General features: G+C 72.6%; 23 protein-coding genes. 17 read left to right on the top strand and 6 right to left on the bottom strand.

What is annotated here, in order from left to right; genetic code table 11:
- Nucleotides 1-13: 13 nt before the first annotated feature.
- The 4 genes from ACZ6TU_RS07530 (at nt 14) to ACZ6TU_RS07515 (ending at nt 3,619) form a co-directional block, all read left to right on the top strand.
- Complete coding sequence (locus ACZ6TU_RS07530; RefSeq protein ID WP_467679311.1) at nt 14-709, top strand: ScbR family autoregulator-binding transcription factor; 696 nt, start codon at nt 14-16, stop codon at nt 707-709.
- A gap of 199 nt (nt 710-908) precedes the next feature.
- The gene (locus ACZ6TU_RS07525; RefSeq protein WP_467679450.1) at nt 909-2,312 is read left to right on the top strand and encodes a DUF2252 domain-containing protein; all 1,404 of its coding nucleotides are present in this window, start codon (nt 909-911) and stop codon (nt 2,310-2,312) included.
- 68 nt (nt 2,313-2,380) lie between these two features.
- Nucleotides 2,381-3,229 (top strand): hypothetical protein, encoded by an 849-nt coding sequence (locus ACZ6TU_RS07520; RefSeq protein ID WP_467679309.1) that lies wholly within the window; start codon nt 2,381-2,383, stop codon nt 3,227-3,229.
- 60 nt (nt 3,230-3,289) lie between these two features.
- The gene (locus ACZ6TU_RS07515) at nt 3,290-3,619 is read left to right on the top strand and encodes a rhodanese-like domain-containing protein (RefSeq protein ID WP_469547382.1); all 330 of its coding nucleotides are present in this window, start codon (nt 3,290-3,292) and stop codon (nt 3,617-3,619) included.
- A 28-nt stretch (nt 3,620-3,647) separates the two neighbouring features.
- On the opposite strand, the gene ACZ6TU_RS07510 is transcribed toward ACZ6TU_RS07515, so the two are convergent.
- On the bottom strand, nt 3,648-4,781 hold the full coding sequence (locus ACZ6TU_RS07510) for an acyl-CoA dehydrogenase family protein (RefSeq protein WP_469547294.1): 1,134 nt from the start codon (nt 4,779-4,781) through the stop codon (nt 3,648-3,650).
- 439 nt (nt 4,782-5,220) lie between these two features.
- On the opposite strand from ACZ6TU_RS07510, the gene ACZ6TU_RS07505 reads away from it, so the two are divergent.
- From ACZ6TU_RS07505 to ACZ6TU_RS07495, 3 genes are read left to right on the top strand one after another with little or no spacing between them, the layout of a single operon-like run.
- A complete protein-coding gene (locus ACZ6TU_RS07505) occupies nt 5,221-6,048 on the top strand; it encodes a DUF5819 family protein (protein WP_467679305.1) in 828 nt (275 codons plus the stop codon).
- Nucleotides 6,045-7,259 carry an HTTM domain-containing protein gene (locus ACZ6TU_RS07500; RefSeq protein ID WP_467679303.1) on the top strand — a complete coding sequence of 405 codons (1,215 nt, stop codon included), beginning with the start codon at nt 6,045-6,047 and terminating at the stop codon, nt 7,257-7,259. The genes ACZ6TU_RS07505 and ACZ6TU_RS07500 overlap by 4 nt, the downstream gene beginning before the upstream one ends.
- The gene (locus ACZ6TU_RS07495; RefSeq protein WP_467679302.1) at nt 7,256-8,071 is read left to right on the top strand and encodes a TrmH family RNA methyltransferase; all 816 of its coding nucleotides are present in this window, start codon (nt 7,256-7,258) and stop codon (nt 8,069-8,071) included. Before ACZ6TU_RS07500 ends, ACZ6TU_RS07495 begins: the two co-directional genes overlap by 4 nt.
- On the opposite strand, the gene paaN is transcribed toward ACZ6TU_RS07495, so the two are convergent.
- The gene (gene paaN / locus ACZ6TU_RS07490) at nt 8,068-9,759 is read right to left on the bottom strand and encodes a phenylacetic acid degradation protein PaaN (RefSeq protein WP_467679300.1); all 1,692 of its coding nucleotides are present in this window, start codon (nt 9,757-9,759) and stop codon (nt 8,068-8,070) included. The genes ACZ6TU_RS07495 and paaN overlap by 4 nt on opposite strands.
- Before the next feature lie 160 nt (nt 9,760-9,919).
- Between paaN and ACZ6TU_RS07485 the strand changes: the two genes are divergently transcribed.
- The 3 genes from ACZ6TU_RS07485 (at nt 9,920) to ACZ6TU_RS07475 (ending at nt 12,421) form a co-directional block, all read left to right on the top strand.
- The gene (locus tag ACZ6TU_RS07485) at nt 9,920-11,437 is read left to right on the top strand and encodes a 3-hydroxyacyl-CoA dehydrogenase (protein ID WP_469547290.1); all 1,518 of its coding nucleotides are present in this window, start codon (nt 9,920-9,922) and stop codon (nt 11,435-11,437) included.
- Nucleotides 11,434-12,024 (top strand): TetR/AcrR family transcriptional regulator, encoded by a 591-nt coding sequence (locus tag ACZ6TU_RS07480; protein ID WP_467679296.1) that lies wholly within the window; start codon nt 11,434-11,436, stop codon nt 12,022-12,024. The genes ACZ6TU_RS07485 and ACZ6TU_RS07480 overlap by 4 nt, the downstream gene beginning before the upstream one ends.
- An 88-nt stretch (nt 12,025-12,112) precedes the next feature.
- Entirely contained in the window at nt 12,113-12,421 is a 309-nt protein-coding gene (locus ACZ6TU_RS07475) for a hypothetical protein (protein WP_467679294.1), read from the top strand.
- Nucleotides 12,422-12,439: 18 nt separating this feature from the next.
- Here ACZ6TU_RS07475 and ACZ6TU_RS07470 read toward each other — a convergent pair whose 3' ends face one another.
- Entirely contained in the window at nt 12,440-12,922 is a 483-nt protein-coding gene (locus tag ACZ6TU_RS07470) for an Lrp/AsnC family transcriptional regulator (protein WP_467679448.1), read from the bottom strand.
- A gap of 191 nt (nt 12,923-13,113) precedes the next feature.
- Here ACZ6TU_RS07470 and pdhA point away from each other — a divergent pair, with 191 nt between their 5' ends.
- The 6 genes from pdhA to ACZ6TU_RS07440 all read left to right on the top strand — a co-directional run bounded on the left by pdhA (nt 13,114) and on the right by ACZ6TU_RS07440 (nt 20,218).
- Nucleotides 13,114-14,265 carry a pyruvate dehydrogenase (acetyl-transferring) E1 component subunit alpha gene (pdhA, locus tag ACZ6TU_RS07465; protein ID WP_467679292.1) on the top strand — a complete coding sequence of 384 codons (1,152 nt, stop codon included), beginning with the start codon at nt 13,114-13,116 and terminating at the stop codon, nt 14,263-14,265.
- On the top strand, nt 14,262-15,266 hold the full coding sequence (locus ACZ6TU_RS07460; protein WP_356927255.1) for an alpha-ketoacid dehydrogenase subunit beta: 1,005 nt from the start codon (nt 14,262-14,264) through the stop codon (nt 15,264-15,266). Before pdhA ends, ACZ6TU_RS07460 begins: the two co-directional genes overlap by 4 nt.
- Nucleotides 15,266-16,660, top strand: coding sequence for a dihydrolipoamide acetyltransferase family protein (locus ACZ6TU_RS07455; RefSeq protein ID WP_467679290.1), 1,395 nt, complete (start codon nt 15,266-15,268; stop codon nt 16,658-16,660). The genes ACZ6TU_RS07460 and ACZ6TU_RS07455 overlap by 1 nt, the downstream gene beginning before the upstream one ends.
- Before the next feature lie 86 nt (nt 16,661-16,746).
- Nucleotides 16,747-17,736: an NTP transferase domain-containing protein gene (locus tag ACZ6TU_RS07450; RefSeq protein ID WP_467679288.1), complete on the top strand. Its 990-nt coding sequence runs from the start codon at nt 16,747-16,749 to the stop codon at nt 17,734-17,736.
- Entirely contained in the window at nt 17,733-19,115 is a 1,383-nt protein-coding gene (locus ACZ6TU_RS07445) for a molybdopterin molybdotransferase MoeA (protein WP_469547286.1), read from the top strand. The genes ACZ6TU_RS07450 and ACZ6TU_RS07445 overlap by 4 nt, the downstream gene beginning before the upstream one ends.
- Nucleotides 19,112-20,218, top strand: coding sequence for a potassium channel family protein (locus ACZ6TU_RS07440; RefSeq protein WP_467679284.1), 1,107 nt, complete (start codon nt 19,112-19,114; stop codon nt 20,216-20,218). The genes ACZ6TU_RS07445 and ACZ6TU_RS07440 overlap by 4 nt, the downstream gene beginning before the upstream one ends.
- A 66-nt stretch (nt 20,219-20,284) precedes the next feature.
- Here the strand turns inward: ACZ6TU_RS07440 and ACZ6TU_RS07435 are convergent, their stop codons facing one another.
- Both ACZ6TU_RS07435 and ACZ6TU_RS07430 read right to left on the bottom strand, forming a co-directional pair.
- Nucleotides 20,285-21,133: an ABC transporter permease gene (locus ACZ6TU_RS07435; RefSeq protein WP_469547283.1), complete on the bottom strand. Its 849-nt coding sequence runs from the start codon at nt 21,131-21,133 to the stop codon at nt 20,285-20,287.
- Nucleotides 21,130-22,155: an ATP-binding cassette domain-containing protein gene (locus ACZ6TU_RS07430; RefSeq protein WP_469547281.1), complete on the bottom strand. Its 1,026-nt coding sequence runs from the start codon at nt 22,153-22,155 to the stop codon at nt 21,130-21,132. Before ACZ6TU_RS07430 ends, ACZ6TU_RS07435 begins: the two co-directional genes overlap by 4 nt.
- A gap of 170 nt (nt 22,156-22,325) precedes the next feature.
- On the opposite strand from ACZ6TU_RS07430, the gene ACZ6TU_RS07425 reads away from it, so the two are divergent.
- Entirely contained in the window at nt 22,326-23,315 is a 990-nt protein-coding gene (locus ACZ6TU_RS07425) for an NAD(P)H-quinone oxidoreductase (protein WP_467679279.1), read from the top strand.
- A gap of 20 nt (nt 23,316-23,335) precedes the next feature.
- Here the strand turns inward: ACZ6TU_RS07425 and ACZ6TU_RS07420 are convergent, their stop codons facing one another.
- Nucleotides 23,336-23,833: a hypothetical protein gene (locus ACZ6TU_RS07420; RefSeq protein WP_469547279.1), complete on the bottom strand. Its 498-nt coding sequence runs from the start codon at nt 23,831-23,833 to the stop codon at nt 23,336-23,338.
- Between the last annotated feature and the right edge of the window lie 256 nt (nt 23,834-24,089).

The following is a 24,089-nucleotide window of genomic DNA, read 5'->3' as shown; positions in this document are numbered from 1 at the left end:
CAGGAGGCACCCGATGGCGCGACAGGAGCGCGCGATCCGCACCCGGCGGACCATCCTTGAAGCGGCTGCGGCCGTCTTCGACGAACGCGGCTACACCTCGGCGACCATCGGGGAGATCCTGGACCGGGCGGGCGTCACCAAGGGCGCGCTGTACTTCCACTTCGGTTCCAAGGAGGAGCTGGCGGTGGGGGTCTTCGAGGAGCAGCTCGCGCTCACGCTCCCGCCGCAGTCCAGCAAGCTCCAGGAACTCGTCGACTCCGGGCTGGTGCTGGCCCGCCGACTGCGCTCCGAACCGCTGGTTCGCGCGAGTGTGGGGCTCGCCCTCGACCAGGGGGCCATGGACCTCGACCGCACTCCGGCCTTCCGTATGTGGATCGACCAGAACGTGCAGCAGCTGGCCGAGGCGAAGGCGCAGGGCGAACTGCTGCCGCATGTCGACGTGGCGGAGACGGCGGAGCTGCTGGTCGGCAGCTTCTCGGGGGTGCAGCTGCTGTCCCAGCTGCGCTGTCAACGGCAGGATCTGGAGCGCCGCGTCGTCGTGATGTTCGAGCACTTCCTGCCGAGCATCGCCGTCCCCGCGGTGCTGGCCCGGCTCGACATCTCGGTGGAGCGGGCGGAGTGGGTGCTGGCGCAGGTGCTGGTGCAGGTGCAGGGGCCGGGGCGGGTGCCGGAGGGGGCGGTGCCGGCGCAGGTCTCGTCGGGGGCGTAGGCGTCGGCCGGAGTGCGACTGCCCTTGTCTCCCCCTGTCTGCTCGTCGGCTGTTCCCGCACGGGTTGTCCACAGCTGTGGAGTTGTCCCCAGGGCATGACGCGTTTCGGCCGCCGGCTGTACGGTCGACACGAGTTGATGTTCGTGCGCGTGCGGGGGAGGCGGTCGGTGTGACCAGGGACGGTGCAGGGGCTGAGGCCATGGCGGCCCATGGGGCGACCCATCGACTGCCCCGGGTGCGCGGTTTCGCCGAGTGGCCCGTCGAGGGCTCGCCCAAGGACGACGGCAAGGCCCTGCGCAAGCGGATCCCGCGCCGCGCGCACGCCACGCTCGATCTGGACGCCTCCCGGCCCGACGCGGTGAGCGCGGTCGAGGAGTCGGGCCGCGGCCGGCTCCCCGAGCTCACGCCGATCCGGGTCGGCCGCATGGCCGCCACACCGTTCGCGTTTCTGCGCGGCGCCGCGGGCCTCATGGCCCACGACCTTGCGCGCACCCCCATGACCCGGATCCGGGCGCAGATCTGCGGCGACGCCCACGCGGCCAATTTCGGCCTGTACGGCGACGCGCGCGGCGGCCTGGTCATCGATCTCAACGACTTCGACGAGACGGTGCTCGGCCCCTGGGAGTGGGACGTGAAGCGTCTCGCGGCCTCCCTGGTGCTCGCGGGCCGGGAGGCCGGAGCGGACGAGGAGAGGTGCCGCAAGGCGGCGTACGACGCGGTGGGCGCCTACCGCCGCACCATGCGGCTGCTGGCCAGGCTCCCGGTGCTGGACGCGTGGAACGCCATCGCGGACGAGGAGCTCGTCTCCCACACGGACGCCCATGACCTGCTCGGCACGCTGGAGCGGGTCTCCGAGAAGGCCCGCCACAACACCAGCGGCCGCTTCGCCGCCAAGTCGACGGAGACCACGGAGGACGGCGGGCGCCGCTTCGTCGACGCCCCGCCGGTACTGCGGCGCGTCCCGGACGCGGAGGCCGCGGCGGTGGCGGCGTCCCTGGAGGAGTACGTCGGCACGCTGCCGGAGGACCGCCTGCCGCTCCTCGCCCGGCACGCGGTGCACGACGTGGCGTTCCGCGTCGTCGGCACCGGCAGTGTCGGCGCCCGGTCCTACGTCGTGCTGCTCCTGGACCACCGGGGTGAGCCGCTGGTGCTCCAGGTGAAGGAGGCGCGGGCGTCGGCGCTGGTGCCGCACCTGGTGACGGCCGGTTTCGACGCGCCGGTGGCCGACCACGAGGGCCGGCGGGTCGTGCTGGGGCAGAAGCGGATGCAGGTCGTGAGCGACATTCTGCTGGGTTGGACAACGGTCGACGGGCGCCCCTTCCAGGTCCGCCAGTTCCGCAACCGCAAGGGCAGCGTCGATCCGGCCGCCCTGGCCGCCGACCAGATAGACGACTACGGCCGGATGACCGGCGCCCTCCTGGCCCGCGCCCACGCCCACAGCGCCGACCCCCGCCTCATCGCCGGTTACTGCGGCAAGAGCGAGGAGCTGGACGAGGCGATGGCCGCGTTCGCCGTCGCCTATGCGGACCGTACCGAGGCGGACCATACGGACCTGGTGGCAGGGGTGCGGGCGGGGAGGGTCGCCGCGGAGATGGGGGTCTGACCACCCCTGGTCGGGTCACCGGAGGGCAGGGGCACGGACACGAGCCGATCGTGGCCTACGCTGGTCGGGTGACGACCCCGGAAGCTGAGCAGGGTGGTGGCGGCGCCGGTGAGGAACGGGTGACGCCCGAAGGCGACGCGGCGCGGCCCGAGGCGCGGCTTGAGCAGGCCGTGCGGGCCGCCGAGCAGGCGCTGATCGAGTACGAGATCGCGGTGGAGACCTTCCGCGTCGAGGTCGAGAACTTCTCCCGGCTGCACGAACAGAAGCTCGGTCCGCTGTACGCCCGGCTGGAGGAGCTGGACGCCCGGATCCTCGAGGCCAGGGCCGCCCGCAGCGGCGACCCGGAGGACCGGCGCCGGGCTGAGGAGGCCAGGGGCCGGCTCGCGCCGATCCCCGGTGTCGACGAGCTGCTGAACGGCTGGATGGACGACAGCGGCCTGTTCCCGGAAGCCGTGGCGATGCTCACGGACCAGGCGGTCCGGCCACCGCAGCGGGTCCGCCCCAGCGAGGAGGCCCGCAAGCTCTACCGCGAGCTGGCCCGCAAGGCCCACCCGGACCTGGCGCAGGAGGAGAAGGAACGCGAGCGGCGTGAGGAGTTCATCACCCGGGTGAACGCCGCCTACGCCCGGGGCGACGAGGCGGAGCTGCGGGAACTCGCCGAGGAATGGGCCGCCGGGCCGGAGCTGAAGCGGCGCCCGAGTCGCGCCGAGGAGCTCTACACCCGCCTCGAATGGCTCGCCCAGCGCAAGGAACTGCTCGCCCTGCTCGCCAAAGAGCTGGAGGAGAGCGCCATAGGCCACATGCTCCAGCTGGCCCCGGACGACCCGGACGGCCTCCTGGACGAGATCGGGCAGCAGCTGCTCACCCAGGTCACCGAGCGGGAGCGGGAGCTGGCCGCGCTGCTCGCGGAGGGCTGAGCCGCGGCCGGGGCACGGGCCGGTTCGGGTAGCGTCGGACGCATGAGTTTCGGAGCTGGTGTGCCCACGGTCGAGATCGCGGACCTCAAGGACGGCGACTTCCTGCTGGACGTCCGGGAGGACGACGAGTGGAAGGCCGGTCATGCCGAAGGGGCGCTGCACATCCCCATCAGCGAGTTCGTCGCCCGGTACGGCGAGCTGACCGAGGCCGCCCCGCAGGACGGCCGGGTCCATGTGATCTGCCGCTCCGGCGGGCGCTCCGCCCAGGTCACGATGTACCTGGCCCAGCAGGGCATCGACGCCGTGAACGTCGACGGCGGCATGCAGGTGTGGCAGGCGGCGGGCCGTCCCGTCGTGACGGACGACGGGCAGCCCGGCTTCGTCCTGTAACGCCCGGTAGCGCCCACCCGCCGGTGGTTCAGGCCAGTGGGTGGGCCGCCAGCAGGTCGCCCAGGGCCTCCTCGTGCGCCGCCGCCGGGCCGAGCGACAGCTCCAGGTGCTTGGCCCAGGCGTGGTACCGGTGCAGGGGGTAGTCGATGTCGGCGCCGAACCCTCCGTGCAGATGCTGCGCGGTCTGCACGACCCGGCGTACGCCCTCCGCCGCCCAGATCTTGGCGACGGCGACGTCACCGGCGGCGGGCAGCACGCCCGGCGCCCCCGAGGCGATCCGCCACGCGGCCTGCCACAGCGTGGCCTCCATCGCGCGCAGGTCGATGTAGCGGTCGGCGGCCTGTACGGCGACGGCCTGGAAGGTCGCGATCGGGAAGCCGAACTGCTCCCGCTCGCTCGTGTACTCCCCGGTCATCCGCAGCACGCGCTCCCCGAGCCCGAGCGCCAGCGCACACGTCCCGGTGGCCAGCAGGTCCCGCAGCCACTCCCACGCCCCGTCGGCGTCGATCACGTCCCGGGCGGCCAGCCGCGCCGACTCCAGCCGCAGCTCGCCGAGCCGCTCACCGCTCGTGGAGAACTGCTCGGCCAGGACGGCCCCGTCCTGGCCGCGGGGCACCAGGGCAAGCACGGTCCGGCCCGTTTCCGTGTGCGCCGGGACGACCGTGACGTCCGCGTCGTACGCCCACGGCACCGCCGTCTGCACTCCGTCCAGCACCCACGCCTCGCCGTCCTGCCGTGCGGTCACGGCGAGCTCGGCCGGGTCGTGGCCGGTGCGGCCGTGCGCGGCGACGGTCAGCACGAGTTCTCCCCGGCCCGCCCGGGCCGGCAGGGCGGACTTCACCTCCTCGCCGCCGAAGGCCTGGACGGCGGCGGCTGCCGCGCTGTTCTCCAGCAGCGGCACCCTGGCCAACACCCGCGCCGATTCCCGCAGCACCAGGCACAGCGCGATCGCGTCCAGCCCGGCCCCGCCGTAGCGCGCGTCCAGCAGCAGGCTCAGCAGGTCGGCGTCGGCGAGTTCGGCCCACAGGGCGCGGTCGAAGGTGTCGGCGACGGCGCCCGGAGTGAGGGCCGGGCTGGGCACGGCGTCCGGCGCGACCCCGGCGAACACGCCCTTCGCCGCCTCGGCCGCCGCCTGCTGCTCCTCGGTGAAGGTGAAGTCCACGATGCCCGTCCTTCCGGCCGCCCGTTGAGCTGACTTGAGCTGATCTGAGCTGTCGAGGCGCAAGATAGAACAGGTTCTAGAAGAAGGGAATGGGTGTACGGGCGGGCGCCGTAGGGTGTCACTCCTGGGGGCGACCTGCCCCGGCGCCCTGTGGATAACCTGCGGGGGTCCCCTGTGGACCAGGGGGATCGCCGCTTTCCGGCGGGCACGAGCGCCGTACGGTCGGCTTCCGGTCAACTTTCCGTCGGCTTCGGTCGGCTTCGGGTCGGCTCCCGTGGTGTGGTGACGGCCACGGCCGGAACCGGCGGAAGAGGCTGTGCCCGGGTGGGCGGCCTGAGTACCGTGCCCGTGCCGACGTGCCGCAGCGGAGCGCGGGCGGTGCGACGCCCTGGCGGCCGGGCGGACGGAACGACGGACCGGGATTGTGGAACGGGGCTGAATGGACGCGTACGACGGAGGCTCGAACGCCAGGCACGGGGCGGACGGGCCGGCCGAGCCGGGTGTGCCTGCCGAGTGGGGCGCGCCTGCCGAGCCGGGCGCGCTCACCCCTTCGGTCGGGTCTGCCGGGCCGCACCCGCCCGCCGCGTCGGACCCGCCCGCCGGACCCCGCGCCGGTATCGCCGCGCTCTCCCCTCGCTACCAGATCGGTGTCGCGCTGGCGCTCGCGTTCGTCGCGGTGGGGGTCTGTGCGCACGTCGGGATGATGTTCCTGCACGTCGCGCCGCCGAACACCGTCACCAGGGAGCACGGCAAGGCCGTGGACGACTGGATCTACCCCGAGTTCGAGCAGAACTGGAAGCTCTTCGCGCCGAACCCGCTCCAGCAGAACATCTCGATCCAGGTCCGCGCCGAGGTCCGGGACGGGGAGGGCGGGACGCTGACCACCGGCTGGTACGACCTGTCCGCCGAGGACGGCCGGGCCATCGACGGCAACCTGCTGCCCAGCCACACCCAGCAGAACGAGCTGCGCCGCGCCTGGGACTTCTTCCTCGCGACGCACGACAGCGAGAACCGCCCGGTGGGCCTGCGCGGCTCGCTGTCCGAGTCTTACCTGCGCCGGATCGTGGTGCTGCGCCTCGACCGCGACGACGCCGTGCGGGCCACCACCGGGGGCGGCGGTGTCATCGAGCGCGTCCAGGCCCGCTCCCGCACCAGCAACGTGCCCCCGCCGAAGTGGAGCCGCGAGAAGGTCTCCACGACGCCGGCCTACCGCGAGCTGCCGTGGTGGCCGGTGCCGGAGGACGAGGCCGGGGGTGGTGTGCGGTGAACCGCTTCTCCCTGGCTGTCTCGCGCGGTATCGCCCAGGTCACCGAGGCCGCCCTCGGCCCGTACCAGACCGCCGTGATCCGCATCGGCTTCAGCGCGACCTGGCTGCTCTTCCTGCTGCGCGAGTTCCCCCACCGCCACGAGCTCTACGGCCCCGACGGGCCCTGGAGCTGGAATCTCGCCGAGCAGCTGATCGGGACCAACAAGGCCTTCACCACTCTCATGTGGTCGGACGGCGGGATCTGGTTCGAGACCGTCTACCTGCTCGCGATCCTCGCCAGTGCCCTGCTGATGCTGGGCTGGCGCACCCGCACCATGTCGGTGCTGTTCATGGTCGGCGTGCTGTCGCTCCAGAACCGCAGCGTCTTCATGGGCGACGGTGGCGACAACGTGCTGCACCTGATGTCGGTCTACCTGGTGTTCACGCGCTGCGCCCAGGTGTGGTCGCTGGACGCCCGGCGGGCCGCGCGCGCCCGGGCGGCACAGGCGCGGGGCGAGCGGGTCACGGACCGCACCGGCCCGGCCCTGTGGGGTGTGCTCGGGTTCGTGCTGGTCGCGGCGACCCTGACCGGCCGGATGGAGGGCGACTGGCTGATACCGGTACTGCTGTGGACCGTGTGGCTGGCGCAGGCCCTGTGGTGGCTGGCCGGGCGCCGTGCGAAGCCCGGTGAGCCGCGGATCATGCTCGACGTCGTCGCCGACATCGTGCACAACGGCGCCCTGCTCGTGATCATGGCCGAGGCGTGCCTGATCTACGCGACGGCCGGCTGGTACAAGATCCAGGGCTCCCGCTGGCAGGACGGCACCGCCGTCTACTACCCGCTCCACCTGGAGTCCTTCTCGCCCTGGCCCGGGCTCGCCGACCTGCTGTCCGCCAGCGGCACGATGGTGATGCTCGTGACCTACGGGACGGTCCTCGTGCAGGTCGCCTTCCCGTTCACGCTGTTCAACCGGCGGGTGAAGAACGTCCTGCTGGCGGTCATGATTACCGAGCATGCCGTGATCGCCGTCGTCCTCGGGCTGCCGTTCTTCTCGCTGGCGATGATCGCGGCGGACGCGGTGTTCCTGCCGACGACCTTCCTGCGCCGCATGGGCAGCTGGGCCGCACGCGCCCGTGACCGGCTGCTGCGGCGCGGCGGGCCCGGACAGGCCCCCGAGCAGCAGCACGCCCCCGAGCGCCCCGAGGCCACGCACGTAGGCTTCGGGACATGACCGACCCCGTGACCGTCTGGCGCCGGCTCGCCGGCAGCACCGTCCTGCTCGACGGCTTCCACGCCCTCAAGCACGCCGTGCGGTTCGGCGCCGAGGTGCCCGTCGCGGTCACGGCCGACCGGGCGGCCACGATCGCCCTCGCCGACGAGCTGGCCCCGGACGTACGGGACGCGCTGGCCGGGCTGCTGACGGAGGTGCCGCACGAGACGTACGCGTCGTTCGTCCCGCGCCCGCACCCCACCGCCGTGGCCGCCCTGGCGGTACGGCCCTCCCGCGCGTCGAACCTCGAGAGGCTGGCGCACACGCCCCGCACGGCCCCCGTCGTGGTCCTCGACAATCCGCGCAACCTGGGCAACGCGGGGGCTGTGATCCGCCTGGCCGCCGGCTTCGGAGCGACCGGCGTGGTGACGACGGGGACGGTCGACCCCTGGCACCCCACGGTCGTCCGCGGCGGGGCCGGGTTGCACTTTGCGACGGCGGTGGAGCGGCTGGAGGTGTCCGACCTGCCGCCCGGCCCGCTGTTCGCACTCGACCCGGAGGGCGACGACATCCGGGCCATGAAGCTCCCGGACGACGCCGTCCTGGCCTTCGGCTCGGAACGCACGGGCCTGTCGCCCGAGCTGCGCGCCCGGGCCGACCACTTGCTGTCCCTGCCGATGCGTCCTCAGGTCTCCAGCTACAACCTGGCGACCAGTGTGGCCATGACCCTGTACCACTGGAGCTGTGGTGTGGCCCTCAGGGGCGCGGGGAACTGCGCGACAAACCACGACGCACCGGCAGCCGCGCAATCACCGCACCTCCCGAGCTCCTAGGCTTCCCGCCGCACCTCGACCACCCGGAACCGGTTGGCCACGAACGCCCCGTCACACAGCGCCGCACTGGCCGCCGGATTACCCCCCGACCCGTGGAAGTCCGAGAACGCGGCCGTCTGGTTCACATACACCCCACCCGTGAGATTCAGCGACAACTGCGCCGCCTCCTCCAGGCACACCTCCCGCACGGCCTGCTCGACCTCCGGGTCGGTCGTGTACGCCCCGACGGTCATCGCGCCCTTCTCACGGACGGTCCGCCGCAACAGCTCCGCCGCGTCCGCCGCCGAGTCGACCGACACGGCGAAGGAGACCGGCCCGAAGCACTCGCTCATGTACGCGGCCTCCGCGTCGGGCTTGGCCCCGTCCAGCTTCACGATCACCGGCGTACGGACGACCGCGCCCGGGAAGTCCGGGTTGGTGATCTCCCGGGAGGCGAGGGCGACTTCGCCCAGCCCCGCCGCGGCCTCCAGCCGGGCCTTCACGTCCGGGTTGACGATCGCGCCCAGCAGCGCGTTGGCCCGGGCGTCGTCGCCCAGCAGCCCGTCCACCGACTTCGCGAGATCCGCGACCACCTCGTCGTACGACTTGGGGCCCTGGTCCGTGGAGATGCCCTCGCGCGGGACGAGCAGGTTCTGCGGGGTCGTGCACATCTGGCCGCTGTACAGGGACAGCGAGAACGCCAGGTTGGAGAGCATGCCCTTGTAGTCGGACGTGGAGTGGACGACGACGGTGTTGACGCCGGCCTTCTCCGTGTAGACCTGGGCCTGGCGGGCGTTGGCCTCCAGCCAGTCGCCGAACTCGGTCGAGCCCGTGTAGTCGATGATCCGGATCTCGGGGCGCAGGGCCAGCGTCTTGGCGATGCCCTCGCCCGGGCGCTCCGCGGCCAGCGCCATCAGGTTCGGGTCGAAGCCGGTCTCGGCGAGCACCTCGCGCGCGACCTGCACGGTGAGGGCGAGGGGCAGCACCGCGCGCGGGTGGGGCTTGACCAGAACCGCGTTGCCGGTGGCGAGGGAGGCGAACAGGCCCGGGTAGCCGTTCCACGTCGGGAAGGTGTTGCAGCCGATCATCAGGGCGATGCCGCGCGGGACCGGTGTGAACTGCTTGGTCATGGCCAGCGGGTCGCGCTTGCCCTGCGGCTTGGTCCACTCGGCGTTGTCGGGTGTGCGCACCTGCTCCACGTAGGCGTAGGCCACCGCCTCCAGGCCGCGGTCCTGCGCGTGCGGCCCGCCCGCTTGGAACGCCATCATGAAGGCCTGGCCGGAGGTGTGCATGACCGCGTGCGCGAACTCGTGCGTCCGGTCGCTGATGCGCTTGAGGATCTCCAGGCAGACCACCGCGCGCTGCTCCGCGCCCGCGTCCCGCCAGGCCCGCTGACCGGCCTTCATGGCGGGCAGCAGCACATCGAGGTCCGCGTGCGGATAGGTCACGCCCAGGTCGATGCCGTACGGGGACGTCTCGCCGCCCACCCAGCCGTCCGTGCCCGGCTGGCCGAGGTCGAGGCGGGAGCCGAGCAGGGCGTCGAAGGCTGCCTTGCCCGCGGCCGCGTCCAGGCTGCCGTTCTCCCCGTAGGCCTTGGGGTGCTCGGGGTGCGGGGACCAGTACGCGCGCGTGCGGATCGCTTCCAGCGCCTGGTCGAGGGTGGACCGGTGCCGGGCGATCAGCTCGTGCGCCGAGAGTGCGGCGGTCATGGGTGACCAACTCCTCGTCTCAAGAACTCTTCGTCGAGTTCATGACCTGGGCAGAAACCTGGGCAGGAACACTCGGACAGAGCTAGAGTAACCGAACGATCGGTCGGTTCAAGGGGGTCCGCCGCATCTGTGGAAAACCCCGTGCGGGAGGATCGCGCACATGACAGCACTCGACCTCAGCAGCCCCGTGGCCGTCGTCGGCACCGGCACCATGGGCCAGGGAATCGCCCAGGTCGCGCTGGTCGCGGGCCATCCCGTACGCCTGTACGACACCATCCCCGGGCGCGCACGGGGGGCCGCCGACGCGATCGGCGCCCGACTGGACCGGCTCGTCGAGAAGGACCGGCTCACCGGCCCCGACCGGGACGCCGCCCGCGCCCGGCTGCTGCCCGCCGAGGACCTCGCCGACCTCGCCGACTGCGCCCTGGTCGTCGAGGCGGTCCTGGAGCGGCTGGACGTCAAACAGGACCTGTTCCGCGGGCTGGAGGACATCGTCGACGACGACTGTCTGCTCGCCACCAACACCTCGTCCCTGTCCGTCACCGCCATCGGCGGCGCCCTGCGCTCCCCCGGCCGCTTCGTCGGCCTGCACTTCTTCAACCCCGCCCCGCTGCTGCCGCTGGTCGAGGTCGTCTCCGGGTTCGCCACCGACGTCACGTACGCCACGCGCGCGTACGAGACCGCCCGCGCCTGGGGCAAGACGCCGGTCGCCTGCGCGGACACCCCCGGCTTCATCGTCAACCGCATCGCCCGGCCCTTCTACGCCGAGGCCTTCGCGGTGTACGAGGCGCAGGGCGCCGACCCGGCCACCATCGACGCCGTGCTGCGCGAGTCGGGCGGCTTCAGGATGGGCGCGTTCGAACTGACCGACCTGATCGGCCAGGACGTCAACGAGTCCGTCACCCAGTCGGTCTGGCAGTCCTTCTTCCAGGACGTGCGCTTCACGCCGTCCCTCGCCCAGCGGCGCCTGGTCGAGTCCGGCCGGCTGGGCCGCAAGACCGGCCACGGCTGGTACGACCACCGCGACGGCGCCGAGCGTCCCGAGGCGGACACCGCCGAGCGGCGGCAGCCGCCCGCGTACGTCGTCGCCGAGGGCGACCTGGGCCCGGCCTCCGATCTGCTCCCGCTGATCCGCGAGGCGGGCATCCCGGTGCGCGACGAGGACGAGGACAACGGCACCCGCATGGTGTTGCCGAGCGGGGGCCAGCTCGTCCTCGCCGACGGGCAGACCTCCGTGGAGTTCCGGGACGTCGTCTACTTCGACCTCGCCCTGGACTACCGCAAGGCCACCCGGATCGCCCTGTCCGCCTCCCAGGACACCTCCCCGCAGACCCTCGCCGAGGCCATCGGCCTGTTCCAGGCGCTCGGCAAGAAGGTCAGCGTCATCGGCGACGTCCCCGGCATGATCGTCGCCCGTACGGTCGCGCGGATCATCGACCTGGCGCACGACGCCGTCGCCAAGGGCGTGGCAACCGAGGAGGACATCGACACCGCGATGCGCCTCGGCGTCAACTACCCCCTGGGTCCCTTCGAGTGGAGCCGCCGGCTCGGCCGCTCCTGGGCCTACGCGCTCCTGGACGACCTCCACCTGCGCGACCCCTCGGGGCGTTACGCGCCGTCCCTCGCGCTGTACCGCCACGCCCACGCCTCCGACAAGCGGGAGGACAGCGCCTCATGACCACAGCCAAGCGCGACACCTACACGCCGGACACACTGCTGTCCGTCGCCGTCCGGGTGTTCAACGAGCGCGGCTACGACGGCACCTCCATGGAGCACCTCTCCAAGGCGGCCGGCATCTCCAAGTCGTCGATCTACCACCACGTCACCGGCAAGGAGGAGCTGCTGCGCCGGGCCGTGAGCCGGGCCCTGGACGGTCTCTTCGGGATCCTCGACGAGGAGCACGCGCGCGTGGGGCGCGCCGCCGAGCGCCTGGAGTACGTCGTGCGGCGCATGGTCGAGGTGCTCATAGCCGAGCTGCCCTACGTGACTCTGCTGCTGCGCGTGCGCGGCAACACGGACACCGAGCGGTGGGCGCTGGAGCGGCGCCGCGACTTCGACCACCGGGTCGCCGACCTGCTCAAGGCCGCCGCGGCGGACGGGGACGTGCGCGGCGACATAGAGGTGCGGCTGGTGACCCGGCTGGTCTTCGGCATGATCAACTCGATCGTCGAGTGGTACCGGCCGGGCGGGCGGGGCATGAGCGAGCGCGAGGTGGCCGACGCGGTGGTGCAGGTGGCCTTCTCAGGCCTGCGCAAAGCCGCCTGACCGCGGCCCCCGGCGTGAGTACCCGCGCGCGGACGGGATGAGTACGCGTGACGATGTCCCGGCCACCGCGCGGTGATGGGGTGGGTGCATGCCCGGACATGACACGCCGCCCTCCCCCGCCACCCACCGGACGTGGTGGCGGGCCCCGCTCGTGGCCACCCTGCTCGGCCTGCCGCTTCTCGTGCTGGAGTACCGCTGGTTCGCCGCCCAGGACGGCCCCGGAGCCTTCTCGGGCGTGCTGTTCTGGGCGACCGGCCTTCTCGTGCTCGCCTGGGTGCTGCCGCACCGCCGGTCCCTGCGCGGACTGCGGATAGCAGCGGCGGGCACGGGGCTCGGATGCGCGCTGCTCCCGGTGACGTTCGCGGTGCTGCTCGGTGTCGCGGTGGCCTCGGGCTGACGGGCCCGGCCCGGCCGCTCAGCCCTGCGGCTCCAGGTCCTCCTCCTCGAACACCAGCAGCGTGCGCGTGCTGAGCACCTGCGGGATCGCCTGGAGCCGGGTCAGCACCAGCTCGCGCAGCGCCCGGTTGTCGGACACGTGCACCAGCAGCAGCACGTCGAAATCCCCGCCCACCAGGGCGATGTGCGAGGCTCCGGGCAGCTGTCTGAGCTCCTCGCGCACGGTGCGCCAGGAGTTCTGCACGATCTTCAGGGTGATGTAGGCGGACGTCCCCTGACCTGCCCGTTCGTGGTTGACCCGGGCGCCGAAGCCGCGGATGACGCCGTCCTCGACGAGCCGGTTGATGCGGGCGTAGGCGTTGGCGCGCGAGACGTGGACCCGCTCGGCGACCGACCGTATCGAGGAGCGGCCGTCCGCCTGGAGCATGCGCAGGATGTCCTGGTCGATGGCGTCCAGCGGACGCGGCGGCGGCAGGGCGCTGTCGTCCTGGCTTTCGGCCATTCGTTCAGATGCCACCTGCGTCCGCCTCCCTGCCATGGACGTACTGCGTACATCTCAGGCTGTGGAGAACCGTTTGTCCACAGCCTGAGGCCACCCGTAGCCAAAATGTGCCGGCGACCGAACAATCGGTAGGTGAGGCGCATCACAGCCGACGCGCCTGCACGAAGCCGCTCCCACGAGGAGGTGCCGTCATGACGGTCATGGAGCAGCGGGGCGCGTACCGGCCGACCCCGCCGCCCGCCTGGCAGCCCCGCACGGACCCCGCGCCGCTGCTGCCCGACGCCGAGCCGTACCGCGTCCTCGGCACCGAGGCGGCCGCGCAGGCCGACCCGGAGCTGCTGCGCACGCTGTACGCCCAGCTGGTCCGCGGTCGCCGCTACAACGCGCAGGCCACCGCGCTCACCAAGCAGGGCCGCCTCGCCGTCTACCCCTCCACCACCGGCCAGGAGGCCTGCGAGATCGCCGCCGCGCTCGTGCTGAAGGAGCGGGACTGGCTCTTCCCCAGCTATCGCGACACGCTCGCCGTCGTGGCCCGTGGTGTGGACCCCGTGGAGGCGCTCACGCTGCTGCGCGGCGACTGGCACACCGGCTATGACCCCTACGAACACCGGGTCGCCCCCCTGTCCACCCCGCTCGCCACCCAGCTGCCGCACGCCGTGGGCCTCGCGCACGCCGCCCGCCTCAAGGGCGACGACGTGGTCGCGCTGGCCATGGTCGGCGACGGCGGCACCAGCGAGGGCGACTTCCACGAGGCGCTGAACTTCGCCGCCGTCTGGCAGGCGCCGGTCGTCTTCCTGGTGCAGAACAACGGCTTCGCGATCTCCGTACCGCTCGCCAAGCAGACCGCGGCCCCGTCGCTGGCCCACAAGGCCGTCGGCTACGGCATGCCCGGCCGCCTGGTCGACGGCAACGACGCCGCCGCCGTGCACGAGGTGCTGAGCGACGCCGTGCGCCACGCCCGCGAGGGTGGCGGACCCACCCTCGTCGAGGCGATCACCTACCGCGTCGACGCCCACACCAACGCCGACGACGCGACCCGCTACCGCGGCGACGCCGAGGTCGAGACCTGGCGCGAGCACGACCCGATCCAGCTGCTGGAGCGGGAGCTGACCGCGCGCGGCCTGCTCGACGAGGCCGGAAAGCAGGCCGCACGGGACGCCGCCGAGGCGATGGCCGCCGACCTGCGCGAGCACATGAACCAGGACCCGGCGCTCGACCCCATGGACCTGTTCGCCCACGTCTACGCCGAGCCCACCTCCCAACTGCGCGACCAGCGGGAACAGCTGCGGGCCGAGCTGGAGGCCGAGGCCGAGACCGCACCGGAAGGGGGCACGCACCGATGACCACCGTCGCCGTCAAGCCGGCCACCATGGCGCAGGCCCTCACGCGCGCGCTGCGCGACGCCATGGCCGCCGACCCCGCCGTGCACGTCATGGGTGAGGACGTCGGCACCCTCGGCGGCGTCTTCCGCGTCACCGACGGACTCGCCAAGGAGTTCGGCGAGGACCGCTGCACGGACACCCCGCTCGCGGAGGCGGGGATCCTTGGCACGGCGGTGGGCATGGCCATGTACGGCCTGCGCCCGGTCGTGGAGATGCAGTTCGACGCGTTCGCCTACCCGGCGTTCGAGCAGCTCATCTCGCACGTGTCCCGCATGCGCAACCGCACCCGCGGGAAGATGCCCCTCCCGATCACCATCCGCGTCCCCTACGGCGGAGGCATCGGCGGCGTCGAGCACCACAGCGACTCCTCCGAGGCGTACTACATGGCGACTCCGGGGCTCCATGTCGTCACCCCGGCCACCGTCGCCGACGCCTACGGCCTGCTGCGCGCCGCGATCGCCTCCGACGACCCGGTCGTCTTCCTGGAGCCGAAGCGGCTGTACTGGTCGAAGGACTCCTGGAACCCGGAGGAGCCGGCGCCCGTCGAGCCGATCGGCCGCGCGGTGGTGCGGCGCTCGGGCCGGAGCGCCACGCTCATCACGTACGGGCCGTCCGTACCCGTTTGCATGGAGGCGGCCGAGGCGGCCAGGGCCGAGGGCTGGGACCTCGAAGTCGTCGACCTGCGCTCCCTGGTGCCGTTCGACGACGAGACGGTGTGCGCCTCGGTGCGGCGGACGGGACGCGCGGTCGTCGTCCACGAGTCGGGCTCCTTCGGCGGCCCGGGCGGGGAGATCGCGGCCCGGGTCACGGAGCGCTGCTTCCACCACCTGGAGGCGCCGGTGCTGCGCGTGGCCGGGTTCGACGTCCCGTATCCGCCGCCGATGCTGGAGCGCCACCACCTGCCCGGGGTGGACCGGATCCTGGACGCCGTGGGGCGTCTGCAGTGGGAGGCCGAGAGCTGATGGCACAGGTGCTCGAGTTCAAGCTGCCCGACCTCGGTGAAGGGCTCACCGAGGCGGAGATCGTGCGCTGGCTGGTCGAGGTCGGCGACGTGGTCGCCATCGACCAGCCGGTCGTCGAGGTCGAGACGGCCAAGGCGATGGTCGAGGTGCCCTGCCCCTACGGCGGTGTGGTCACGGCCCGCTTCGGCGAGGAGGGCACGGAACTGCCCGTCGGTGCGCCGCTGATCACGGTGGCGGTGGGGGAGCGGCCGGCGTCCGTTACCGGGGACGCCGGGGCCGCGAGCGCCGAGGCATCCGGGAACGTCCTGGTCGGATACGGCACGTCCGAGGCACCCGCGCGGCGACGCAGGGTGCGCCAGGAGAGGCCGGTGTCCGGTGCGTCCGCGGCAGGCTCCCGGGAAGTGAACGGACAGGGCGCTGTCCCGGCGGCGGTGAACGGGCAGGCCGGTGCCCCCGAGACCGAGGACGGCCCCGTTCCCGTGATCTCGCCCCTGGTTCGCCGACTGGCCCGGCAGAACGGCGTTGACCTGCGGGAGCTGACCGGCTCCGGCCCCGACGGGCTGATCCTGCGGGCGGATGTCGAGTACGCCCTGAGTGCCGCTGCCCCATCGGGTGCGACGGCTCCGACGGCGGAGCCCCGCACACCCGTGTCGCAGACCACGAGCACGGCCACCGCACCGCAGCCCACCGCGACAGCGGCCCACGGCGAGGTCCGCACCCCGCTCAAGGGCATCCGGGGCGCCGTCGCCGACAAGCTCACGCGCAGCCGTCGCGAGATCCCGGACGCGACCTGCTGGGTGGACGCCGACGCCACCGAGCTGATGCGGGCGCGCACGGCCATGAACGCGGCCGGCGGCCCGAAGATCTCCCTCCTGGCCCTGCTGGCCCGGATCTGCACGGCGGCCCTCGCCCGCTTCCCCGAGCTCAACTCCACCGTGGACGCGGAGGCCAGGGAGGTCGTCCGGTTCGACCACGTACACCTGGGCTTCGCCGCGCAGACCGACCGGGGGCTCGTCGTCCCGGTCGTCCGGGACGCGCACGCGCGCGACGCCGAGTCGCTGACCGCCGAGTTCGCCCGGCTGACCGAGGCGGGCCGGACCGGGACGCTGACGCCCGCGGAACTCACCGGCGGGACCTTCACGTTGAACAACTACGGAGTCTTCGGCGTCGACGGCTCCACACCGATCATCAACCACCCCGAGGCGGCCATGCTCGGCGTCGGCCGCATCGTCCCCAAGCCCTGGGTGCACGAGGGCGAGCTGGCGGTGCGGCAGGTCGTCCAGCTCTCGCTCACCTTCGACCACCGGGTGTGCGACGGCGGCACGGCGGGCGGCTTCCTGCGCTACGTGGCGGACTGCGTGGAACAGCCGGCGGTGCTGCTGCGGACGCTGTGATTCCTGTTCGGCCCGCGAGCCGGTGCCCCTGATCGTGTCGGTTCCCCCGCGTTCCTTGTGATCGCGGGGGCACGCATACTCGGGGGGTGACCGCCTACGAGTTCCCGGGTGAATCCGGCACCGGTTCCGGCTCCGCGCAGCGGCCGGACCCCGCCGCGTACGACGCGGTCGTGCTCGCCGGGGGTGCCGCCAGGCGCCTCGGCGGCGCTGACAAACCCGGTGTGCGCGTGGGCGGCCGGGCCCTGCTCGACCGCGTGCTCGCCGCATGTGCGGGCGCCCGCGGCACCGTCGTCGTCGCCGCGCCCCGGCCGACGGCACGACCCGTGACCTGGGCCCACGAGGACCCGCCCGGCGGCGGCCCGCTCGCCGCGCTCGACGCCGGGCTGCGGCACACCACGGCGGAGCACGTCGTGGTGCTCTCCGCCGATCTGCCCTTCCTGGAGGAGCGCACGGTCGACCGGCTGCTGAGCACGCTCCGGGCGAGCGCCGCCGACGGCGTGCTGCTGACCGACCCCGAGGGCCGCGACCAGCCGCTCGTGGCCGCGTACGACGTGTCTCGGCTGCGCGAGGTGCTCGCGCTCCTCACCGACCGGCACGACGGTCTCGCCGGTCTGCCGCTGCGGCGCCTCATCGCCGAGCTGAACCTCACCCGTATCTCCGACCCCGTCGCGTCCTTCGACTGCGACACCTGGGACGACATCGCCACCGCCAGGGCACGTATCAGGGAGCATGGGCACGTGTTGGATGAATGGATTTCCGCCGTCAAGGACGAACTGGGGATCGACCTCGATGTCGACACCGGCGTTCTGCTCGACCTCGCCCGCGACGCCGCCCACGGTGTGGCCCGGCCAGCGGCGCCGCTGACCACCTTCCTCGTCGGCTATGCCGCCGCGCGGGCCGACGGAGGCCCCGAGGCGGTCGCCGAGGCCGCCCGCAAGGCCGCGGCTCTCGCCGCCCGCTGGGCTGAGGAGAGCACCTCCGAGGCCCAGCCCCCCGGCGCCCGGCCGGGGAGCACCCCCGTGCACGGTGACGTCGCCCCCGACGCGACGCCCGACACCCGCCCGGACGCCGGATGACCCCGCACGGCACACGCGCCGGTGAGGACGCCGAGGACCTCGACGTCGAGGAGGTGCTCGCCCTCGTGAACAACAGCAACGACCTGCCCGGCCCCGCCGAACGAGGTGAGACGGACAGCCGCCGCGCTCCCGACCAGCCGGACACCTCCTCCCGGCCCGACACGCGCCACCACGCCACCCCCTGGCCGGAGGCCCGGGCCATCGCCGCACGCGCCGCCCGGAGCACCACCCGGGCCGCCCGCCGCCGGCCCGTCTCCGTGCCTCTCGAAGCCGCTCTCGGGCTCGCCCTGGCCGCCCCCCTCGACGCCCTCACCGACCTCCCCTCCTTCGACACCTCCGCGATGGACGGCTGGGCGGTCGCCGGGCCCGCCCCCTGGGACGTACGGGACGACGGCGTCCTGGCCGGGCACGCCGCACACGAGCCCTTGACCGACGGCGAGGCCGTCCGGATCGCCACCGGCGCCCGCATCCCCCCGGACACCACCGCCGTTCTGCGCAGCGAGCACGGCCGCACCGACGACAAGGGCCGCCTGTACGCGACCAGGGACGTCGTCCCCGGCCAGGACATCCGCCCGCGCGGCCAGGAGTGCCGCAGCGGCGACCAGTTGCTCCCCGTAGGCGCCCTCATCACCCCGGCCGTACTCGGTCTCGCGGCCGCCGCCGGATACGACACCGTCACCGCCGTCCCACGCCCTCGTGCCGAAGTCCTGGTCCTCGGCGACGAGTTGCTCACCGAGGGACGGCCGCACGACGGGTTGATCCGGGACGCGCTCGGCCCGATGCTGCCGCCCTGGCTGCGTGCGCTCGGCGCAGAGGTCACCGCCGTACGACGCATCCGCGACGACGCCGACGCCCTGCACCGGGCGATCACCACGTCCGACGCCGATGTCGTCGTCACCACCGGCGGCACCGCCGCCGGCCCCGTCGACCACGTCCACCCCACCCTGCGCCGCATCGGTGCCGAACTCCTCGTGGACGGCGTCAAGGTGCGCCCCGGCCATCCCATGCTGCTGGCCCGCATCACGGAGACCCAGCACCTCGTCGGCCTGCCGGGCAACCCGCTCGCCGCCGTCTCCGGGCTGCTGACGCTCGCCGAGCCGTTGCTGCGGACCCTCGCGGCCCGCCCGGCCCCGGAGCCGTACACGCTGCCGCTCAGGGACGCCGTGCACGGGCACCCGTACGACACCCGGCTCGTCCCGGTCGTCCTGCGGGGCGACCAGGTCGTGCCGCTGCACTACAACGGGCCTGCCATGCTGCGCGGCATCGCGGCGGCCGACGCCCTGGCGGTCGTGACCCCGGGCGGTGCCCGCGCGGGGCAGGAGGCGGAACTGCTCGACCTGCCCTGGGCGTCCGGAGGCATCGGAGTGTGTTTCACGTGAAACTTCCAGGCCAAGACGCGATTGCCCGCCAGGCGGACGAGCATCTGGTGACCCATCGGGTGAAACTCCCGAGGAAAGTGGTGGAGCACCCGATCCGCCAGGTCGCCAGGCGGCTCTCCATGGCACTGGCGGTCCTCGTCGTGACCGCGCTGATCGTCTATGCCGACCGCGACGGCTACAACGACAACGCGGGCGGCGGTCTCACCCTCCTCGACGCCTTCTACTACGCGACCGTCACCCTTTCCACCACCGGGTACGGCGACATCACCCCTGCCAGTGACGCCGCCCGGCTCACGAACATCCTCGTCGTCACGCCCCTGCGCGTGCTGTTCCTGATCATCCTGGTCGGCACCACCCTCGAAGCCCTCACCGAACGCACCCGGGAGGAGTGGCGACTGACCCGCTGGAGGTCCACCTTGCGCGATCACACCGTCGTCATCGGCTTTGGCACGAAGGGCAGGTCGGCGATCCGGACCGTCTGCGCGACGGGCCTGAAGAAGGAACAGGTCGTCGTCGTCGACCCGAGCTCCAAGGTGATCGACGCCGCGACCGCAGAGGGCTACGCGGGCATCGTCGGGGACGCGACGCGCAGTGAGGTGCTGAAGCGGGCCGAGGTGCACAAGGCGCGCCAGATCATCATCGCCACCCAGCGCGACGACACGGCGGTCCTGGTGGCGCTGACGGCCCGCCAGCTCAACCGCGGGGCGAACATCGTGGCCGCCGTGCGGGAGGAAGAGAACGCGCCGCTGCTCAAGCAGTCCGGCGCCGACGCGGTCATCACCAGCGCCAGCGCCGCCGGCCGTCTGCTCGGCCTCTCGGTGCTCAGCCCCTCCGCCGGCATGGTGATGGAGGACCTCATCCAGCAGGGCAGCGGGCTCGACATCGTCGAACGGCCGGTGGTCAAGGCCGAGGTGGGCAAGACCCCGCGGGAGATCACCGACCTGGTGGTGAGCGTCATACGCGGTCACCGGGTGCTCGGCTACGACGATCCAGCCGTCGGGACGCTGGAGCTGACCGACCGGCTCATCACGATCATGCGGGCGACGCCCAGCACACAGGTCGCGCCCGACATCCGACCGATGCCCCCGATGCCGCGCAGCTGACCGGCTGGACAAGAGGCAGGCCGCCGCGCACTCACCCCGTGCGCGACGGCCGGCCGAGGCCCAGGGCTACTTCCGGTTGTACAGCCGCATCGTGATCGGCCCGAAGACCAGCACGAACAGCCCGGCCCAGCCCAGCGACCAGGCGACCTCGGCGGCCGGCCAGTCGCCGCCCATCAGGCCGCGCACCGCGGACGCCAGATGGGTGATGGGGCTGTTGTTGACGAAGGCCTGGAGCCAGCCGGGCATCGTCTTCGGGTCGACGAAGACGTTGGACAGGAAGGTGAGCGGGAAGATCACCATCATGCTGACGCCCATCACCGACTTCTCGGTGCGCAGCATCAGCCCGAACATCGTCCAGATCCACGAGAAGGCGAACGAGAAGAGCACCAGCAGGGCGATCCCGGCGAGCACACCGGCGATCCCCCCGTCCGGCCGGTAGCCGAGGATGATGCCGACGGTGAGCATCACGACGGACGCGATCGTGTACCGCAGGGCGTCGCCCAGCAGATAGCCGACCATCGTCGACGGCCGCCAGATCGGCAGGCTGCGGAACCGGTCGAAGACGCCCTTCTCGATGTCGGTGTTGACCGAGACGCCGGTGTACATCGTGATCATCACGACCGACATCACGAGGATGCCCGGCAGCAGGAACTGGATGTACTCCCTCGGCGAGCCGGCCAGCGCCCCGCCGAACAGGTACGTGTACATCAGCACCATCATGATCGGGAACGCCGTGACGTCGAAGAGCTGCTCCGGCACGTGCTTGATCTTGAGGATCGCCCGCCAGCCGAAGGTCATCGAGGCCGACCAGGCGCTGGGCCGGGGCGGACGCTCCTTGGAGACGAGCAGCGCGGCGAGGGATGCGGCGCTGACCGGGGCGAGTTCCTTGCTCTCGGTGGTCGTCGCGGTGCTCATGCCGCCACCTCGTCCTTCGGGTCGTGGGAGTCGTCGGCGTGGTCGGAGTCGTGCGTGTCGTGTCCGGTGAGGGCGAGGAACACCTCGTCCAGGCTGGGCTGGCCCAGCGAGAAGTTGTCGACGGTGACTCCGGCGTGGGCCAGCTCGCTCAGTGCGCGGGACGCCTGCTGGGCCGCGCTGTCGTCGCTCACCGCCGCACCGAGGCGGGCGGTCAGGGCCACCGGGTCGTGTTCCAGCTGCACCTGCGCGTCGAGGGCCCGGCGCAGCAGGTCCGCCGCCAGCGTCCGCTGGTCCGGATCTCGCAGCCGTAGATGGACGGATCCGGCGCCGACGGACGACTTCAGCTCGCCCTTGGTGCCCTCGGCGATCACCCGGCCGCGGTCGATGACGGCGATCCGGGACGCCAGCTGGTCGGCCTCGTCCAGATACTGCGTGGTCAGCAGCACGGTGGTGCCCTGGGCGACGACGGCCCGCACGATGTCCCATACCTGGTTGCGGCTGCGCGGGTCGAGGCCGGTGGTCGGCTCGTCGAGGAACAGCAGGTCGGGGGTGTTGAGGATGGACGCGGCGATGTCGATGCGGCGCCGCATGCCGCCCGAGTAGTGCTTGACCTGCTTCGCGCCCGCCTCCGTGAGCCCGAAGGCCTCCAGGAGCTGGGCGGCACGAACCCGGGCTGCCTTCTTGTGGTGGCCGAGCAGCCGTCCCAGCAGGACCAGGTTCTCGGTGCCGGTGAGGTCCTCGTCCACCGACGCGTACTGGCCGGTGAGGCTCACCCGGCCGCGCACCTCGTCGGCCTCACGGACGATGTCGTGGCCGAAGACATGGGCCTCGCCGCCGTCCGGCCGCAGCAGTGTGGCGAGCATCTTCACGGTGGTGGTCTTGCCGGCGCCGTTCGGGCCGAGGACGCCGTAGACCGTGCCCGCGGGTACGGACAGATCCACTCCGTCGACTGCCCTCGTCTCACCGAAGGTCTTCACCAGGCCCGCGGTCTCGATCGCCAGGCCGGACGTCTGCGTGCTCATGTGTCGGGTCCTTCCGAGTACGCGGGCTACGCATGGGGAGACCCTCACCGTCGCGCAAACTCATCGGTCCCGCATAGGGAATCTCGCCAGGACCGGACCAACGACGGAGGCGGAGTCGGCCCGGGGGCGGTGCGGAGTCCGTCCGGCGACCGAGGGGTACCGTCCCCTTCATGCATGCGATCACGATTCCCGAACCTGGTGGGCCCGAGGCGCTGGTCTGGGACGAGGTCCCGGATCCCGCGCCCGGCGAGGGCGAGGTCCTGGTCGAGGTGGCGGCCGGCGCCGTCAACCGGGCCGACATCCTGCAACGGCAGGGCTTCTACGACCCGCCGCCCGGCGCGTCCCCCTACCCCGGCCTGGAGTGCTCCGGCCGGATCGCCGAGATAGGCCCCGGCGTCTCCGGCTGGGAAATCGGCGACGAGGTGTGCGCGCTGCTCTCCGGCGGCGGTTACGCCGAGAAGGTGGTCGTCCCGGCCGGACAGCTGCTGCCCGTGCCCGAGGGGGTCGGCCTGAAGCAGGCCGCGGCCCTGCCCGAGGTGACCTGCACCGTCTGGTCGAACGTCTTCATGATCGCCCACCTGCGCCCGGGCGAGACGCTCCTCGTGCACGGCGGCTCCAGCGGCATCGGCACCATGGCCATCCAGCTCGCCAAGGCCGTCGGCGCCAGGGTGGCCGTCACGGCCGGCACCAGGGAGAAGCTGGACCGGTGCGCCGAGCTGGGCGCCGACATCCTGGTCAACTACCGCGAGCAGGACTTCGTCGAAGAGGTCAAGAAGGCCACGGACGGCGCCGGTGCCGACGTCATCCTCGACAACATGGGCGCCAAGTACCTGGAGCGCAACGTCAAGACCCTCGCCGTCAACGGCCGGCTCGCGATCATCGGTATGCAGGGCGGCGTCAAGGGCGAGCTGAACATCGGCGCCCTGCTCGCCAAGCGCGCCGCCATCAGTGCGACGTCCCTGCGCGCCCGGCCGCCGGAGGAGAAGGCGGCCATCGTCGCGGCCGTGCGGGAACACGTGTGGCCCCTGCTCGCCGGTCGCCACCTGCGCCCGGTCGTCGACCGCGAGCTCCCGATGCCGGACGCGGCCGCCGCCCACCGGGTCGTGGAGGAGAGCGGCCACATCGGCAAGGTACTGCTGATCACCCCGCAGAGCGCCTGAGGCCCCGGCAGCCGGACACCCTAGACCCGCCGCAGCCGCAGGGCGAAGAAGGCGAGTCCGAGTCCGAGGCCGATCAGCACCAGGCCGCTGCCCAGCGGCAGGATGCGCAGGGCCGGCCCGACGGGGCGCTCGGCGCGCGCGGCGGCGGCCTCCCGTGCGGGCTGCTCCGTCGGCGCGGAGGGCTCGGGGACGGCTTCCCGGGGTTCCTCGGGTACGGCGGTGGCCTCACCGGCGCCCCGCTCCCGCTCGGCGTCCTCCGGCCGCCCCGGCCGCTCCCTCCCCTCTCCGGCCCGGCTCCCCGCCCGCGAGGGCTCGCCCGGGGCGGAGGGGGCGGCGGGGGCACCGCCTCCGGGGTCGTCGTACGCGAGGACAGAGCCGTACGACTGGACAGAGCCGTACGACTGGACGGACTGGACAGCTCCGTACGAGACACCGGCCCCGTACGGCGAGACGACCGCACCCGCCCCCAGGGCGACCACCAGTCCCGTCGCCCGCAGTACGCGTTGCCATGGAGTCACGTTGGTGACCCCCTCCCGCCGTGCCCGGTAGGGCAAGTTCGGCAAGTTCGGTCAGATCGAGGCAATCAGCCTCACACCGCCTCACTCGTCCGGCACTCCGGGTTCGTCCGAGAGGCGGAATCGACGCACCACTGCGAGGCACGTCCGCCGCGCCTGTCCCGCGAGCCGGATTCACCCTTTGGTGAGCAACCCGAGGCCCGACCCGCACGTCTCCTCCCACACGGTGGATCAGCCTCCCGCGGGGGGCACCACGGAG

The organism is Streptomyces sp. NPDC052064 (genome assembly GCF_055585925.1).
Note: the sequence above shows the minus strand (reverse complement) of the source record. Positions and strands in the feature narration are given on the sequence as shown.

What these genes read in the sequence shown, in the direction of transcription:
- ACZ6TU_RS07435 (WP_469547283.1), bottom strand. Translation starts at nt 21,133, where the DNA reads ATGAGCACCGCGACGACCACCGAGAGCAAGGAACTCGCCCCGGTCAGC.
- paaN (WP_467679300.1), bottom strand. Translation starts at nt 9,759, where the DNA reads ATGACCGCCGCACTCTCGGCGCACGAGCTGATCGCCCGGCACCGGTCC.
- ACZ6TU_RS07425 (WP_467679279.1), top strand. Translation starts at nt 22,326, where the DNA reads ATGCATGCGATCACGATTCCCGAACCTGGTGGGCCCGAGGCGCTGGTC.
- ACZ6TU_RS07460 (WP_356927255.1), top strand. Translation starts at nt 14,262, where the DNA reads ATGACCACCGTCGCCGTCAAGCCGGCCACCATGGCGCAGGCCCTCACG.
- ACZ6TU_RS07505 (WP_467679305.1), top strand. Translation starts at nt 5,221, where the DNA reads ATGGACGCGTACGACGGAGGCTCGAACGCCAGGCACGGGGCGGACGGG.
- ACZ6TU_RS07470 (WP_467679448.1), bottom strand. Translation starts at nt 12,922, where the DNA reads ATGGCCGAAAGCCAGGACGACAGCGCCCTGCCGCCGCCGCGTCCGCTG.
- pdhA (WP_467679292.1), top strand. Translation starts at nt 13,114, where the DNA reads ATGACGGTCATGGAGCAGCGGGGCGCGTACCGGCCGACCCCGCCGCCC.
- ACZ6TU_RS07455 (WP_467679290.1), top strand. Translation starts at nt 15,266, where the DNA reads ATGGCACAGGTGCTCGAGTTCAAGCTGCCCGACCTCGGTGAAGGGCTC.
- ACZ6TU_RS07475 (WP_467679294.1), top strand. Translation starts at nt 12,113, where the DNA reads ATGCCCGGACATGACACGCCGCCCTCCCCCGCCACCCACCGGACGTGG.
- ACZ6TU_RS07495 (WP_467679302.1), top strand. Translation starts at nt 7,256, where the DNA reads ATGACCGACCCCGTGACCGTCTGGCGCCGGCTCGCCGGCAGCACCGTC.
- ACZ6TU_RS07485 (WP_469547290.1), top strand. Translation starts at nt 9,920, where the DNA reads ATGACAGCACTCGACCTCAGCAGCCCCGTGGCCGTCGTCGGCACCGGC.
- ACZ6TU_RS07525 (WP_467679450.1), top strand. Translation starts at nt 909, where the DNA reads ATGGCGGCCCATGGGGCGACCCATCGACTGCCCCGGGTGCGCGGTTTC.
- ACZ6TU_RS07530 (WP_467679311.1), top strand. Translation starts at nt 14, where the DNA reads ATGGCGCGACAGGAGCGCGCGATCCGCACCCGGCGGACCATCCTTGAA.
- ACZ6TU_RS07445 (WP_469547286.1), top strand. Translation starts at nt 17,733, where the DNA reads ATGACCCCGCACGGCACACGCGCCGGTGAGGACGCCGAGGACCTCGAC.
- ACZ6TU_RS07480 (WP_467679296.1), top strand. Translation starts at nt 11,434, where the DNA reads ATGACCACAGCCAAGCGCGACACCTACACGCCGGACACACTGCTGTCC.
- ACZ6TU_RS07430 (WP_469547281.1), bottom strand. Translation starts at nt 22,155, where the DNA reads ATGAGCACGCAGACGTCCGGCCTGGCGATCGAGACCGCGGGCCTGGTG.